Annotated in this window: 17 protein-coding genes; 10 read left to right on the top strand and 7 right to left on the bottom strand. The window is 27.2% G+C overall.

The features are described from left to right. From FJM08_RS07665 to FJM08_RS07645, 7 genes are all read left to right on the top strand, one after another. On the top strand, positions 1-459 hold a 459-nt coding region (locus FJM08_RS07665), incomplete at its 5' end, for a hypothetical protein (RefSeq protein WP_170177180.1). Between the two features lie 23 nt (positions 460-482). Next, a complete protein-coding gene (gene asnA / locus FJM08_RS01485; RefSeq protein WP_140031445.1) occupies positions 483-1,457 on the top strand; it encodes an aspartate--ammonia ligase in 975 nt (324 codons plus the stop codon). Between the two features lie 269 nt (positions 1,458-1,726). Continuing rightward, positions 1,727-2,413 carry a PHP domain-containing protein gene (locus FJM08_RS01480; RefSeq protein ID WP_140031444.1) on the top strand — a complete coding sequence of 229 codons (687 nt, stop codon included), beginning with the start codon at positions 1,727-1,729 and terminating at the stop codon, positions 2,411-2,413. After that, positions 2,407-4,089 carry an AAA family ATPase gene (locus FJM08_RS07660; protein ID WP_140031443.1) on the top strand — a complete coding sequence of 561 codons (1,683 nt, stop codon included), beginning with the start codon at positions 2,407-2,409 and terminating at the stop codon, positions 4,087-4,089. The genes FJM08_RS01480 and FJM08_RS07660 overlap by 7 nt, the downstream gene beginning before the upstream one ends. Further along, the gene (locus tag FJM08_RS07655) at positions 4,089-4,373 is read left to right on the top strand and encodes a hypothetical protein (protein WP_140031442.1); all 285 of its coding nucleotides are present in this window, start codon (positions 4,089-4,091) and stop codon (positions 4,371-4,373) included. The genes FJM08_RS07660 and FJM08_RS07655 overlap by 1 nt, the downstream gene beginning before the upstream one ends. Before the next feature lie 96 nt (positions 4,374-4,469). Then, entirely contained in the window at positions 4,470-5,399 is a 930-nt protein-coding gene (locus tag FJM08_RS07650) for an ABC transporter ATP-binding protein (protein ID WP_140031441.1), read from the top strand. After that, positions 5,383-6,360, top strand: coding sequence for an ABC transporter permease (locus FJM08_RS07645; RefSeq protein ID WP_170177179.1), 978 nt, complete (start codon positions 5,383-5,385; stop codon positions 6,358-6,360). The genes FJM08_RS07650 and FJM08_RS07645 overlap by 17 nt, the downstream gene beginning before the upstream one ends. Before the next feature lie 29 nt (positions 6,361-6,389). Here FJM08_RS07645 and nrnA (FJM08_RS07640) read toward each other — a convergent pair whose 3' ends face one another. The 3 genes from nrnA (FJM08_RS07640) to FJM08_RS01445 form a co-directional block, all read right to left on the bottom strand. Next, positions 6,390-7,379 (bottom strand): bifunctional oligoribonuclease/PAP phosphatase NrnA, encoded by a 990-nt coding sequence (gene nrnA / locus FJM08_RS07640; RefSeq protein ID WP_140031439.1) that lies wholly within the window; start codon positions 7,377-7,379, stop codon positions 6,390-6,392. Next, positions 7,372-8,343, bottom strand: a complete 972-nt coding sequence (gene nrnA, locus FJM08_RS07635) for a bifunctional oligoribonuclease/PAP phosphatase NrnA (RefSeq protein ID WP_140031438.1) — start codon at positions 8,341-8,343, stop codon at positions 7,372-7,374. Before nrnA (FJM08_RS07635) ends, nrnA (FJM08_RS07640) begins: the two co-directional genes overlap by 8 nt. 115 nt (positions 8,344-8,458) lie before the next feature. Further along, positions 8,459-8,815: a hypothetical protein gene (locus FJM08_RS01445; protein WP_140031437.1), complete on the bottom strand. Its 357-nt coding sequence runs from the start codon at positions 8,813-8,815 to the stop codon at positions 8,459-8,461. A 122-nt stretch (positions 8,816-8,937) separates the two neighbouring features. Here FJM08_RS01445 and FJM08_RS07630 point away from each other — a divergent pair, with 122 nt between their 5' ends. Continuing rightward, positions 8,938-9,942, top strand: a complete 1,005-nt coding sequence (locus FJM08_RS07630) for a nicotinate phosphoribosyltransferase (protein ID WP_140031436.1) — start codon at positions 8,938-8,940, stop codon at positions 9,940-9,942. Further along, positions 9,942-10,613: a hypothetical protein gene (locus tag FJM08_RS07625; protein WP_140031435.1), complete on the top strand. Its 672-nt coding sequence runs from the start codon at positions 9,942-9,944 to the stop codon at positions 10,611-10,613. Before FJM08_RS07630 ends, FJM08_RS07625 begins: the two co-directional genes overlap by 1 nt. A 33-nt stretch (positions 10,614-10,646) precedes the next feature. On the opposite strand, the gene hinT is transcribed toward FJM08_RS07625, so the two are convergent. Genes hinT through FJM08_RS07615 form a run of 3 tightly spaced genes read right to left on the bottom strand, consistent with a single transcriptional unit; the run spans position 10,647 to position 14,892 of the window. Continuing rightward, complete coding sequence (gene hinT, locus FJM08_RS01430) at positions 10,647-10,973, bottom strand: histidine triad protein HinT (protein ID WP_140031434.1); 327 nt, start codon at positions 10,971-10,973, stop codon at positions 10,647-10,649. 3 nt (positions 10,974-10,976) lie between these two features. Then, complete coding sequence (locus FJM08_RS07620) at positions 10,977-12,731, bottom strand: HinT-interacting membrane complex lipoprotein P60 (protein WP_140031433.1); 1,755 nt, start codon at positions 12,729-12,731, stop codon at positions 10,977-10,979. A 10-nt stretch (positions 12,732-12,741) separates the two neighbouring features. Continuing rightward, positions 12,742-14,892, bottom strand: a complete 2,151-nt coding sequence (locus FJM08_RS07615) for a HinT-interacting membrane complex protein P80 (RefSeq protein WP_140031432.1) — start codon at positions 14,890-14,892, stop codon at positions 12,742-12,744. Between the two features lie 90 nt (positions 14,893-14,982). Between FJM08_RS07615 and FJM08_RS07610 the strand changes: the two genes are divergently transcribed. Next, positions 14,983-15,738: a hypothetical protein gene (locus tag FJM08_RS07610; protein WP_140031431.1), complete on the top strand. Its 756-nt coding sequence runs from the start codon at positions 14,983-14,985 to the stop codon at positions 15,736-15,738. A gap of 99 nt (positions 15,739-15,837) precedes the next feature. Here FJM08_RS07610 and FJM08_RS07605 read toward each other — a convergent pair whose 3' ends face one another. Further along, complete coding sequence (locus FJM08_RS07605; protein ID WP_140031430.1) at positions 15,838-16,182, bottom strand: hypothetical protein; 345 nt, start codon at positions 16,180-16,182, stop codon at positions 15,838-15,840. Between the last annotated feature and the right edge of the window lie 26 nt (positions 16,183-16,208).

Raw genomic sequence — 16,208 nt, 5'->3', positions numbered from 1 at the left:
TTGCCTAGATTAAAAAGAGCAAATACAATTATTTCATTTCCAATAAATGTAATGCTAAAACAAGAATATATTGACCTAGAATTTTTCCTAAACAAAATCAATTCTATAAAATGACAAAATTTTATTGATGCTTATAAAGAATCAATAAAATTTTTAGATTCCAAAAAAAATATCGTGATGGCATATTTACTGTATAAATTATTAGAAATTGAAGGTATAAATCCTAACATTGAATTTGGCTGTATTGATTGCCGGAATAAAAATAATCTTGTTGATTTTAAATTTCATCAAGGTGGTTATTTATGCATAAATCATGCAAAAGAAAAGATAGAATTTTCAATTTTGCAATCATTATATTGAATCAATAAGGCTTTTGTTACATTTAGCGATAACACTAATAGTTATGATGCTCAAATTATTCGCAAAATGATAATTCAATATTTAAATGAAGTAATTTAATAAATATCTATAATATTAATATTATGAGAAAACTAACGATTAAGGAAACTCAATTTGCAATTGATAAATTAAAAACTATCTTTTCGTCAAAGTTAGCAAAAGAACTTAATTTAGTGAGAGTTAGTGCGCCCCTTTTTGTACAATCAACAAGTGGACTAAATGATTCACTAAATGGTGACGAACCTGTTAAATTTAAGGCTAATAATATTTCATCTGATCTCGAAATTGTCCATTCACTTGCAAAATGAAAAAGACACGCTCTCAAAAAATATAATTTCAATACTTATGAGGGCATTTATACTGATATGAATGCAATTCGAAAAGAAGAAACTATTGACCAATTTCATTCATTTTATGTTGATCAATGAGATTGAGAATTAATTATTAAAAAAAACGACCGCAATGTTGAATTTCTTAAAAGCATAGTTAGAAAAATATACAATTGTTTAATTGAAACTGAAAAAGAAATCAATCAAATATATCCTCAATTAAATAATAAACTAAATCAAGATATTCATTTTATATCATCAGAAGAATTATATAATTTGTATCCTAATATTTGTGCTGAAAAAAGAGAATATGAAGCGGTAAAAAAATGAGGTTCCGTTTTTATTATTAGCATCGGCAAAAAGTTAGCCGATGGCAAACCACATTCAAATCGTGCAAAGGATTATGATGATTGAAATCTAAATGGTGATCTCATTGTATATAATAAGATAACCGATTCGACATTAGAACTAAGCAGCATGGGAATAAGAGTAAATAAAGAAGTTCTAATTAAGCAATTTAATTTACCTGAGATTGATATTTTAAACATTAGTCCATATCATCAAAATATAATTTCAGAGTATTTACCACAAACTATTGGCGGCGGCATTGGTCAAAGCAGAATTGCAATGTTTTTACTAGAAAAAGAACATATCGGCGAAGTTCAAGTAAGTGTTTGAGATAACGAAAACGATAATTTTGCCGCTGAAAAGAAAATAAATTTGTTATAAGACGCTTAATTGCGTTTTTTTAAAAAATTTTCTTTTATTGGCTAAAATTATGTTGATATGTATTTTTAATAAATTGATATCAACTTAAACTTATTTAATAATTAATTCGCCATCAGGCCTAATTAATTCATAATAAAATTTTGGGATAAAAAATATTTATAAAAATATTTCTGTTAATCATTATTAAGTTTCATATCATATAGTAAAGTTTTGGTCTATATTACGTAGATATTTTTTACTATATTAACTATATTAATATAAAGGAAAATATGGCTTTTAAAATTGATTTGCATATTCATTCTATTGATTCTAATTCAACTGGAAGCAATGTTTCAAAAGAATCCGATAAAGATAAAATATTGATTTTGAAAAAAAACTATGTGAAAGTTGCTTGTTTTTCTGACCATCAAAAATTTTTCTATACCAATTATTTAGCTCGTCTTGAAATTATCAAGAAAAATAAGATACCTATTGTTTTATTACCCGGCCTTGAAGTCAATTTGAAAAGATTTGACAATAAAATTGGTCAAGCTGTTTTTGTTTTTTCTCCTGATTTTGATGGTCGCAAATTAGAGCAATTTACTATGGAACATTTTTTATATTCCAAAAAATTATATTCATATGGTGAAGCTGTGCAATTGTTTAAAAGGAATAATTTTGACTTTATGGTTTTTCCTCATGCAGGAAAAGGCGCAGACAATTTAGACATTGAGGATATCAAAGATTATCAAGTTGACGCTTTAGACGCAACGAATATTTCAAGTTCTAATATTAAGAAAATTCAAAAAGTTCGCAAATTACCCGTTGTATACTTTAGCGACACACATTCTTGAAAAAAGTATCCCGAAAATACTAGATTCTGTACGCATGTTGACATTGATTTTGAAACTATGAATTTTAATAGTTTAAAATCTGCCATAAATGAAAATAAATTAATAAAAGGGGAAATATGTTAAAAAAAATCACTTTCAAACAAAATGATGATAATGTTGATTTATTATTTGACAAAGTCAATATTATTGTCGGCGAAAAAGGCAGCGGAAAAAGCACACTACTAAAAATTATTGCGGAAGCAATATTAAATAAAACTGTTGTAAAAAATGGTGAAAAATGGCTTGATGAAAATGCAAATCTTAAACTTGACAGTGTTGAAATAGATAATGGTGTATTTTTAGCTAATGATTTTTCTAGTTTTTTTGAAAAAGAAAGCAAAGAAAGCAAAGAAAATGGCATTAAAAAACTTCAAGATAAATTGCCAGGGTTTATTGAACAAAATGACAGCAGAAAAACTGCACTAGAATCAACTAGCGAAGTGGAAAATCAAAAAGAAAAATGCGCAGAAAAATTTTTTAATGAAATTATTAATAATAAAGAAGATAAGTTTCTTGAACAATTTGAAGAACTAAAAGAATTGATGCGTAATTATCATAATAATAATGAAAAATCAATTTCGTTTCACTTAGCTTTTGATAGCGAAATTAAAAACTTGTTAAAACAAGGCGATAAAAACTCATTAAGTGCTATTAGCATAGATAATGACGTTTTAAAATCAAAGCTAAAATTACTTAAAAATAAATTAGATGAAAAAAGTGAAAGCATTAAAAGAATGAACGATGAAATTTTGTCAATTAAAAATGATTTAAATAATTTAGAAAATGACGAAATTAATGATTTATTTGAGGAAAGCGAAATTAAAAAAATAAATGATTTGACAAAACTGATTGCTGAAAATAATCTTGAATTAAGCGAAATTTATAATTCATTTTCTAGCAAAGCCAATAAATATTTGATATTTTTAAAAACATTTGAATATGCGTTTGAGCAGTCAATTAAAAGGGAACGTGAAAACAAAGATAAACAAACAAACAAAATAAATGACATCAACAAAATAAATGACTATTTCAAAAATATGGCAATTGTCATGACGAAAATTAGGGATAAATATGATGAAATCTCTAAAAATGAGATTTTTGTTGATTGAAATAAAAGCTTTGTAGACAAAAATAATAAAAATCTTGAATATCGGCTTGAAGCTTTTACATTAAGTGATGAAGATAAATCAGAGATATTAAAGAAGTATTTAAAATCATCAAATAAAGCGCAAACATTTATTGATTTGTTTTCGACAGATATTTTTTCAAAAAATTTTACGCAAGATATTAAAAAAATGATACTAAAACTAATTAAAAATAATATTTCTATATACGCTGGCAATAAAAAATATGTTGATTTATCAAACGGGGAACGAACTTTATTTGGAATAACTCATACAATTGAGTCATTAAAAGATGAGAAAAATTCGGAATACTTATTGCTAGATCAACTTGAAGACAATCTTGATAATCGAACAATTTACACAAAAATTGTTCCGTTGCTTAAAAAACAAATTGATAAAAATAGGCAGATATTTATTGTTACTCATAACCCTAATATTGGTATTTTACTTAACGGTTCAACTATTTCGACAGATATATTTAATGATGAGCTAGGTAAAAAATTTATTAAAAATCAAATTATTAAAAATAATGACACTATTGATACACCTGAATCATATTACCTTGAAGGCGGATTTAAAGCGTTAAAAGAAAGAGAAAAAATAATTGAAAATAAACTTAAGGAGGATAAAAAATAATGATTACAATTGATTTTTCAAAAACCTTAGATACTTCATATATTAAAATAAAGAATACTTTAGATAATAAAGGTAATTTTAATATTGATATCGATTTAAATAAAACTGAAGATTGAAACAAACAAAGCATCAATAAATTTTTACTAAAATTGCTAGCAACAGCCGAAGATAAAATTGAAGTCAATGTGACTGAAGTGGCTCAAGAGGAAGCTTTAACAAACGATTCACTAAAATTTATAATTAATCTATTTGAAATATTTGTGACTTCATATAATAATAATTAGTAATAATGACCCGCGCATCTTGCGCGGGTTTTTATTCAATGTTAATTGGCATATTGGAAAAAATTTAAGATTAAAAATTGATAGAATTATATAAATATGAAAAACATAATTGAAGTAAAAAATTTAATAAAACATTATAAAAATAAGTTGGCAGTGGATAACATTTCATTTGATGTAAAAAGCGGTGAAATATTTGCCTTTTTAGGACTAAATGGCGCTGGTAAATCTACAACGATAAATATATTATGCCAAGTGCTAGCTCGTGATTCAGGTCAGATTAGGATCTTTGAGAAAGATATTGATAAACACTCCATTGAAATAAAACGTAACATTGGCATTGTTTTTCAAGATTCAGTTTTAGATAAAAATTTAGATGTTAAATTCAATTTAAAATTTAAGGCGTCAATTTACGGCATGAACAAAAATCAAACTGTTGAAAGACTTGAATTTTTGGATAGCGTTTTGGATCTTAAAGATATTTTAAAGCGTAAATACAATAAACTATCAGGCGGACAAAAAAGAAGAGCCGATATTGCCTATGGTTTAATGAATAAACCCAAATTACTTTTCTTAGATGAACCAACATCCGGCTTAGATCCTATTAATCGTGAAAAAGTTTGAAATGCACTCAAAACTTTAATCAAAAAAGAAGACCTAACAATCTTTTTAACGACTCATTATATGGAGGAAGCAGAATTAGCAAATCACATTGCGATATTAGATAGTGGAAAAATTATTATTGAAGGCACAGTTAACGAATTGATATCTAAATATTCAAAAACGGTTTTAAAAATTTATGTTCCTTTTAGTGAGGAAAATACCAAAATTTTAGAGAAATATTTTGAAAGTCAAGTTGAATATAATAATTCTCATTATGCTATTAAATTAAATGATGTATCAAAAATAACAAATATGCCAGAAAAAATAAAAAATATTGCTAAAGATTTTGAGGTTATCAAAGGAAATATGAATGATGTATTTTTAAATGTATCGAAAGGAAAAGACCATAATGAAAAATTCATTTAAACAAAACCTAAGCCAACTTTTTCATTTAGTTAAGCGTAATTTTTTAGTTTTCGTAACAGATAAAGTTGCTTTTGGGTTTAGCTTTCTATCGCCGGCAATTGTTTTTTTATTATTTATTGTCTTTCTAGGTAAAACACAAGTTGATTCAATAATGAGCAATTTTAAGAATTTATCTGAGGAAAATTATTTAGCGATAAATAAAATTGTAACTTCTGTAATTACCAACTGAATGACATGCTCTGTGATGGCAACTTCTGTAATAACAGTTACACTGGGCGCGGCTTCAAAGATGGTCGATGATAAAATCCAAAAAACAGAGTATGTTTTAAATGCCTCACCAATTGAAGGTCATGTATTAATTGGAAGTTATGTAATTTCAACATCGTTTTCTGCTTTATTAGTTAATACAGTCATTTATTCATTGACATTTATATATTTAGCAATTACACATGCATTTTACATAACTATTAAAATGGCATTTTTTGGTTTATTAGTTATTTTAATATCGATCTTAGCGACCTCAACAATATTTTTATTGATTGTTAATTTTCTTTCAAAACCAACAGAAGTAGCAGTGTTCTCTTCATTAATTTCTGTTGTTGGTGGCTTTATGGTTGGTGGATACTTTCCAATTACAAAAATGCCTTTATTTTTACAAAGAATTTTAACTTTTGTTCCTGGATACTATTCGTTAGGATTATTTAGAAAAGTTTTTCTAAGCAATACTTATATTAAAATAGAAGAAACAATAAAGACATTGCCTAATTCAAATCAATACAATGGATTTTTAAGGGTAATAAATAGAGATTTTGGTCCTTCATTAGATTTTTGAGGTCACGAGCTAAAAGCTTGACACATGTTTTTGGCATTAATCTTAACCGCAATAACTTTCTTTTCAATATTTTTAATCATCAAACATTTTCAATTTAAAAAGAGAAGATTTTTTGCAAAACAAATTTAAAAATGCGAGATTATATAACCCGCATTTTTTTAATCATAATTAGCCAGAATTAAGGCTTCCTTTTCTAGATCCTCAACAATTTCAGGAATAAGTTTTGAATCGTTAATTTGAGCGCCTGAGGCTCTATGGTGTCCACCGCCACCCCACTTAACTGCTACATTTCTAACACAACAACCATTTGATCTAAATTCACAACGAATTTGTCCTGGTTTTTCTTCGGTGAAAAATACTCAAGCCTTATTATCATCTATAGATGAAAGTGTGAAAGGACGATTAGCAAGTAACGGATCATCAATGCCTAATTTTTTTTGATCTTCTAATGTAAAGAAAAATGAAACAACGCCATTTTTTATTTGCATATTTTGCTGAATAAAGGCATTTACTTTGATGTCCTTCAATGATTTTTTTGCCATTTCGGAATGAAGCAAATCTTTATTGGCGCCATTTTTTCAAAGTCAAGAAACTAAAAACATAGTCTTGTCATTTGTTAAATTTGTTGTCAATCGAACAGAGTCAGTATATATGCCTAAGTATAAATATGTAGCTGCAGTACTGTTTAATTTTCAATTTAAACCGTAAGCAAGTTCAGTGACTTGTTGCGCAGCGGCTGGTGCTTCAGATTCAACCCAACGCAATGAAGCATTTAAGTCATCTTCATTAGGATGGTGGTCGATTCTAATGACTTCATCAAAACAATTGTTATCTAATAGTTCTCGGCATTCAAGACGTTCTTTGTAATTTGCGTCAACAATAATCGCAAGCGAATCATCAATTTTTTGGGATGAATTTAAATTATCCATTGAAAAATCCAAGAAAGCATAGCAACCCTTTGAATCGCCAACTGTATAAACTTTCTTATTAGGAAAATTTTCCTTGATTAAATTTTTAAGACCAAATTGTGAACCTAAACAATCACCATCTGGTCTAATATGGTGAAAAATTATTATATTTTTGTGAGCTATTATTTTAGCTTCAATTTCTTTAAAAAGTGCATTTTTTTCAGCGGAAATATTAAACATGCTTAATAACCTCTGATTTTAAGTCTTCAATTAAATTAAACATTTCCTTTTTACTATAGCAAGTCGCTCCGGCAGCAACTTCATGACCCCCACCAGGTTTATATTTAGCGCAAATGTGATTAATTCAAATTTCATTGCTACGAACTCTAGCGCGAATTGTACCATCTGGCTGGTCAATGAATAAAACTCATATTTTGCAATCACCAATATTAGCTAAAATGCCGACATCACTAGCTTCAATAGGAGTTAATTTGAATTTCTTTTGAATTTTATTAGTTGCATGAAAATATAAAACTTTCCCTTCATTTTTGTAATTTAACATTACATATGCATTAAATCGTACCTTTTTTTCTTCGCGAATTGATAACGGAAAGTTAACATCTCAAACATGAAAATCATTATTTTTATGTAAATAACTAACAACATCAAAAGTACGTTTTTGAACATAGTCAAACATAAAACGTCCTGAGTCAGTGTTAATTGCAAGATATAAATATTTTGCAGCTTTTGTTGTTACTTCTCAATTTGATTTCATAGCAATATAAGCAATTTGTTCGCCTGCAGCAGCATATGTCGCATCTTCTCAAGTATAGTCATAATTAATATCTGGATCAACAGGGTGATGGTCGATTCTTAACATGTGAGTAAAATTTTTGTCTAAAATTAAATTAACAAATTGAATTCGATTTGATGAGTTAGCATCAACTACTACGCCAAGCGAATTTTTAAAATATTTTTTATCAACTTCTTCAAATTTATCAAATTCTCATTCTAAAAATGGAAATAAGCCAACATTATCACCGAACACAAAAACATGTTTCTTTGGATAATTTGTCTTTATCAATTCGCGCAAGCCAAATTGTGAACCTAAACAATCGCCATCTGGTCTAATGTGATGAAAAATGAAAATATTATCGTATTTTTCAATCGCTTCAAGCGCGGTTTTTCATGTATTTTTTGCCATATTATTCTCCTTAATTATTTTATTAAAAGCAATTTTCTTATACTTTTAATTATATAGAATTAATAAATTAATTCTTAAGAGATTTTCAATTATGAAGTCATGAAAAACAAATTGATTATTTTAAGATTTTAAATGAAGCTATTACTAGCGAAATAATTGAACCAAAACCAAGCAAAATTATTGCTGATAGTAAATAAAATTTTCTTAATTCTCTTTTATTGTTTATATTGGCGTATTTTATTCCATAAATAGAAATAGTAATGACCAATATGTTCGCCAACAAAAATATTGCTAGGCAAACAAAAATCATTGGACTGGATTTTAAAATAAAAACTAATGAATTGTAATTAAGCTTTGAAATTAATGAAATGCTTGCCGACAATAATGCGGTAAATGAAAATATATAAAAAACAATTGAAAGCATTGAATATAATGAGATATTGGTTTCATAAGTTAATTTACGTAATTTCATATTGCCTCTCTTTAATATTATTTATTTTATTACAAAATATAATTTAAAAATCCATTAATCACTATTAATTTTAATATTTGATATTTTAGAATAAAATATAAATAAATACACTAAGGAGAAAAATGAAATTAAAAGATAAAATTTCAATTTATTTTTTCAAAACCGAAAAAATTGCTAAAAGCAAAAAAATAAATGATATCGTTACTTTACAATTTTTTCAAAGACATAATAATGTAATGCTCTGTGGAATTAATGAAGTATTGGAACTTCTAGAAAAAAACACTAACATAGATAAATACAAAATTAGATACATTCCTGAAGGAAGCATAATTAATAATCGTGAGGTTGTGCTTGAATTGGAAGGACCTTATTTTGAATTTGGTAAATGAGAAGGTATTATTGACGGAATTTTAGCAAGACAAAGTTCTATTGCTACAAATTCGTATCGCATTATTTCTGTTGCCAATAATAAATTAGTTATTAGCATGGCCGATCGAGCTGATCACTACCGTAATCAAATTAATGATGCTTATGCAATAAATTTAGGTGGAATAAAGAATCATTCTACATTAGCTGCTTCAAATCATAATTTAGAGCATACCTATGGAAGTATGCCACATGCTTTAATTCAAATGTTTCATGGCGATGTGGTAGCTGCTTGTAAGGCATATCATAAAGCTTTTCCTAATGATAAACTTTATGCATTAGTTGATTTCCATAACGATGTAATCGCTGATTCACTAGCATGTCTCAAGGAATTTGGCAAAAATTTATATGGAGTTAGAATCGACACTTCAAAAGCTTTGATTGATAAAATGTTTACTGAGGGTGAAGCAGAATTTGGTGTTACTCCAACACAAGTGAAGCGATTAAGAGAAGCGCTTGATCAAAATGGCGGTAAGCATGTTAAAATAACCGTTTCTAGTGGGTTTAATGCTGAAAAAATCAAAGATTTTGAAGATGAAAAAGCGCCGGTTGATGCATACGGTGTGGGAGCTTCACTACTAAAAGTTTGAGTAAACTTTAGTGCTGATGCCACTAAATTAAATGGTGAAAAAATCGCTAAAGCAGGAAGATTTTATTTAACAAACCCAAATCTAATCGAATGGCGCAAGGAGAAAAAATAATGAATGAAAATAAAGCGAAAAAATATAATGCGAAAAACGTTATTATAAATTTGGTCGGTTTTTTAGCTGTTTTTGCTTTTTTAGGCATAGGTATAATTTTAATTTTATTAGGCGCACATGTTATCACTGATAAAATTAATAAAGGTGGTTCTATTGCCAGTTATTTTTTTGGAGTTGTATTCTTATTAATATTTATTTTTATTGTCGCCAAAGTAATTCAAATTTTACTGATGGAAAATAAGTATGAAAAACAAGCTATTGACACAGAAAAATTATTTGCTGATTATAAATTAAATGAAGATGAAAATAAAGTTCACATGTTATTTCAAAAGGAATATGAAAAATATGCTTTTCAAAGAGATACTTATTTCGGCTTTCTAGATTGATTTGAACGTAAAACTTTTAAACGCCAAAACATAAATATTTCTTCACCACAAATACGAGCTTTAATTGAAGGAATGATTATTGAAACTGTTAGAGAATATCAAATTTTTGACGTTTATTTAGCAATTGATTTTACCAAAAGTTCAAACCGAAAACTGATTTGAAAAGGCGATGTCAAAAAATATAAAATTTATTTTGAATACATTCGTGATATCTTACATTATGCAAATAAATATGTAAAGGAAAATTTTATTTTCAAGTCAAACCCTTTAAAACAAAGCAAATAAAAAACGCGTTATTATTCGCGTTTTTTTCAAGTCTTAATCTTCGTAACTTGGAATAATATGAACATGAGTTCTAAAAATCGACTGTCCAGAAGTTTCATTATTGTTAATTACAAGTTGAAAACCGCTAGCATTCAATTTTTCAGTTTCTTCAATTGCTAATTCTTTAGCTTTTACTATTAATTCGGCTAAATCATTATTTTCGATATCATATAAATTTCTTGAAAATGTTTTGGATACTACAAGAAAATGTCCTTTTTCGTCAGGATCAATATCTAGAAAAGCAATAAATTTATCATCCTCATAAATGATTGTTGCAGGAATTTCTCTATCAATAATACGTTGAAATGTATCTTTTTCCATAAATTATATTAGTCCCTCAATCTTTAAGGTATCAATTACCTCTTTTTTAGAATTAATTAAATCAATTTTGAAGCCCATCTCGGTAAAGTATTTAAAGGCTTCTTTAAATAGCACTGCTGAGTTAGCGATAATGATGTTATTTGCAATAACTCTTTGCTGTGTTGCTTCTTTTCATGGTGTGTCTTCAAATGAAAAGATTTTTCTTTCTTCTTCTTTGCCATCGACTGTCACTTTTCTATCTTTAGCAAGTGGAGCAACTTTAACTACATATTTAGCAGTTATTTTGCCATCTTTATACATATTGACTGAACTTTGATGTTTGTCTAAGTTATAAATAGCAGTTTCTGGCTCCGTTAGAGCTTCAAATTTCTTTGCATTTTTATCATATTTAATTTTTGCTTTGAAATCATAATTGATTCTTTTTTCTAATGATTCCACTGTTAAATCAAGTGGAACAGTTAGAAATTGACTATCAAAGGTAATTGAACCTTTTTGTTCAAGTAATAATTTGTATTTTATTGAGTCAACGGTAATTTCTTTTGTGAATAGTGATTTATTAGTTGTGTCTCTAGTGAATCCATCAATTTCAAAGTCTTCGTTGTCAAAAATATTTAATGTGTCTTTTGTGGCTTTTTCATTTAGTTTGACGGTTGGTTTAACAATAGGAGTTTTCTTTTCTTGGGCTAAAATTTTTGAAAACTTGAAATTGTCTTGCGAATAAACTTTGTTTGTTCTAGGATCAATAAATCCGTATATTACTGATTTTTGATTTAATAATGAATATAATGATGATGATAAGTCATCAGCATTAATTGAATTTTTTGCAAACCCTTTGTATGCACGCAAATTTTTAAAATCAAAATGCTCTGATTCACTTATAGAAATTAAATGGTCAAATTCAGAAGCAACGGGATTAAAGCCATATTTTTCCTCGCCAGAAGGTTGATATTTGGCTAAATTATTAAAATCTTCAAATGAAGAAACATTAGCTTTACTTCAACGCAAGTTCATATCACGAGTGTCTTCAAATTCTCATGACTGTATCATTGAATTTTCAATCAAATATTTAATTAAATATAATGAATCGTTTTTTAAATCTAGAGATTTATAAATATCTTTTTGTAAAGTAGGAGTATCTTTTTTATCAATTATTTCCTTTTGTGAAACTTGGTATTTATCATCGCCAGAAGCATTATTGGCTAATTTTTTAAATTCTTCACGATCTTTTAGTAAATACAATCTAGTCAAAAGCATTTTTTGAATTTGTAATCTAACACTTGTTGGTAGAACATTTGAATGTTTAATAACAAATTTCATTTCTTCTTCATTAGGTTTTTTGTAAGGCGATGGATTATATGATGTTGTATCTATCTCGGCACTTGTGAATGTTGCTTTAAGGTTTCAAAAGAATTGTGGATCTGCTTTAAGACTTGAAGAAGCAAAATAATCAAATGCTTCTTTTGTATCATCGTATATTTTATTTCCACTTTCAATCATCAATTTTAAAAATTTATCTTTCTTTTCTTCATCAGTAAATGTTTTGGCATCAAATTCTTTTGCATAAAATACAGATAGATAGGCACTTGTTAATTCGGTAAGTATTTTGTTTTTTGATAGGATATCTTTTAAAATTTTTGATTGATATCCAGCGTTATCAGTTTGATTTGATTTTTTATTGCATGAAGCAGCGATAACAGATACAATTGGTAAAGTGGCAATTGGCGCTAAAGTATACAAAATTTCTGATATTTTTTTCATGTCTTACTCCTTATATATTTTTAATGTAATCAACAAGTACTTCAAATAAATAACTTACTATTTCTTTATCATTATGTGGTTCAAGTGTAAATTTGTTAGTTGCAGAATCGTATTTGTAATCTGAGTATAATCCTGAATTAATTTGCGCAGAAACATACTCTTTAATTTTTGAAGCTTTGCCTTGAATTAATGAGAATTTAAGAGTTTCAGCAAGATTTTTTTCATATTTCGCCGCTAAAGCAATATCTGCATCATCAAAAGTTTTATTTTTATCTTCTAATGTCTTATATTCTTGCTTTTTAAGGTGGGTTTTAAATTCTTCATTTTTAAGTAAATCTTCAACCATATAATCTTTAGTTAAAATATCTGAAAAAATTTCAGAAAGATTAAATAATTGTGAAAGTAATGTACTATTGTATTTTGCTTTAGATTGAATTGCAAGATCATTTAAAATTAGTCTTTTTACTACATCTTCGCTTGATAATTCAAATAAGTTTTTAATTTGAATTCCTTTTGGCGTAACAAGAATTTTATTTTGTTTACTTTCGATAATTGTTGCAACACGATAATTTTTAGTTGAATCACCAAATACATCTCTAAATGTTAGCCCAAATGGATCATTAAAATCTTTGTCTGTTAAATCATTGATATATTTTTCAATAGCTGCATTATAACTTGCATATAAATCAGAATCAAAAGTTTTTTCTAATTCTGTTGAGCCCACATTTAAAATTTCCTTAAATTTTTTAGAAGCGCCATTTTTGTCTTTAAATTCGTTTTCTCCAAATAATGCAACTAATTTTGTTTTCAATTCAGAAAATAAATTATCTTTCTTTTCGAATTTAAAAATCTTTTTATCTCCTGCGCTTGTTGAAGATCCTAATAGCATTGAAACTAACGGAACAAATACATCAGTTTCCTTAGATTTAATTTGTGAAGTAATATTTTCAAAACCGTTTGATCCATATTTTCCAGCTAACTCAGCACTAGACGAAACATATTCAAGCATCGCTTTATTATTTTGTGCTTCAATTTCTTCTTTTTTAGTAATTTCCGATTTTTCTAGCAGAACTGATAATCCTTTAAATTCGGTTAACATATCAATCCCCAAGGCTAATTTAACTTTGTCGTTTTCTTGTGGGTATGCCGAAAATTTTAAAAGCTTAATAATTTCAGCTTTTGTTACTGTCCAAGGTTTTTTACTATCTTTTAAATCAGGGTGTGCTGCTAAATTAAATGTTGAAACGATAGCTTGTTTTCTTTTAATTCAAGGTGCAATATATCTGCTTGGATTTCTTAATTCTTTGATAAAAGTTTTTGAAACAAACATCGGAATTTTAACTTCGTCTTTTGGATTTGTTTTAATTTCAACATCGGTTTCTTTTGGCAAAACATAGTTTTCATTTTCCTTAGCAAACTCTAAAATGATTTTGTCACCTTTTTTAGCAACTTCTACTTTTTTACCTTTATATGTATAGTAAACATCTTTGTTAGCAATAATTCCGTTTTTTAATTCTGAGTAACTAAAATCAGTGTTTACTTCAGTATTAAATCTACGGAATGCTTCGTTATTTAATCTTGAAACTACTTTGTTTTCGATTGCTTCTTTTTTTGATTTGGCGTTACCGTATTCGCTTGAAGCCAATCTTTCTAAAAATTTTTCGTTTCATTTTTTTTCTAAGCCATATTGTTCTTGATATTTCTTTTCAAGGTCATTGATTTTCTTAGTTTCATCTTCTTTAATTTCGTCTACTGATGGAAGTGATAGTTTTCTTTCATCTTCCTTAGCTTTGTCTGCATTATAAACAGCTTCATATCATAAAGAAGCCTCATATTCTTTCTCGTAAAGAAACTTTGTTAAATGTTTAGCAACACCTTCAGCAATATTTTTACCTGGGCTGGCTTTTTCGGCTTGTTTTTTAATTTCACCTCAAGTATGTTTGTAGGTTTTTCCATTTGGATCAGTAAATGAAAAAATTGAATCGTTGTCTTGTAATAATGGTGTTGGTTTTGGCAAGGCTTTTTTAGCTTGAACTAAAGGAACTGCAATACCGGTTGCAACGGTAGCAGCTAATGTTGTAGCTCAAAAAGAGCCTCATAAAACTTTCTTACGTTTTGTTTTTTGTTCGGTTGTTTCGATTTTTGCATTCTTTTTAGACATAGTATTCCTTCTAATTAAATAAATATTATTTTACCATTTTTACTATTTTCTAACGATATTATTGAAACTATTAATCTATAATTAATAAATATGAACAACATCCAAAAAGAAAAAAACGAAATTTTGAGCGAATTTTGTAGCATTTGTGAAACAAATAAGATCTGATATAGTCTAGATGAAATTAGCCTTTTGTCATGTTATAGTAATGAAAATTGAGCGGAAAATATTGATTTTCACACCGTAATGATGACTTTTGATTCATATGAAAAATTAAAAGAATTGCTGCCAAATCGAATTTTAGATAATACCAATCATTCTGATTATTTTTCTTTGCAAAATAAATTTGTTTTAGATAACAAAAATATATATGCAAAACAAGCTTTTATTAACATTAATTTAATAATTCCAACTAAGGCAAAAAATATTAAAAAATATCTTAAATTTAGAAATAAAAGAAAAATTTCAATTAATCATTATGCTACAATGTCATCTTCAAATATTCCTAAAATAAATAATAAAATTTGACTGTCTAAATTTGCTAAAAAATTTACTAGATTATTAACATATAAAGATGTAGTTAATAGTTTATATTCCGATGAATATGAAGGTTTTTTAGTTACAAATTCAATTATTAATCATTTTTCATCTAAAAAGTGAATTTCAAATTTAAGTCTTAAATTGAATAATGAAATTTGTGCCGAAAGCCCATGTAAAGTTATCGCTGAAAGCGAAATATATTTGAAAAATTTATATGGTTCTAATTTTAAAAACAAAGAGCCAGAACAATTATTATATATTCATAGAAATTGTATCGATATTGATTTATTTAATGAAGAAAAAAAATAGATATTGGTTTTGCCAATATTTTTATTTTCTGATAAAAGATGACTAAGAATAATAAAAAAAATTAAGCTAAAAGCTTGATATGTTTGATTATTTTAGATATTAATTTCTTGAATTTTTTGCCGCTATATAACGATTTGTTGCACGTAATATAGTAATAATTGTAAAAGCAACAAAGTTTGAATATGCTAAAATCATGAACATAATATAAAATGTGAATTTAGCGATTGTTGCTCCGTTTGCGCGTTTTAATTGTGACGTATAACCGTCTGCTATACCAACGCATAATATTGCTGCAGTTATTAAAAAGCCATAGATAATATAGATTGATAATCTTCATTTTTTACTAATGTTTTTAATGTAATATACAATAGTAACAGCTCATGTATATATAACTGCGAAAAATCCAAATACTAGAAGTGCCAAACATCAATTTTCAGTTAACATGTTTTTCCTCTTTTCACTTAATTAAT

This window comes from Metamycoplasma equirhinis, assembly GCF_006385185.1.
GTDB lineage: Bacteria > Bacillota_I > Bacilli_A > Mycoplasmatales > Metamycoplasmataceae > Metamycoplasma > Metamycoplasma equirhinis.
This window is presented reverse-complemented; position numbering and strand designations above follow the sequence as displayed.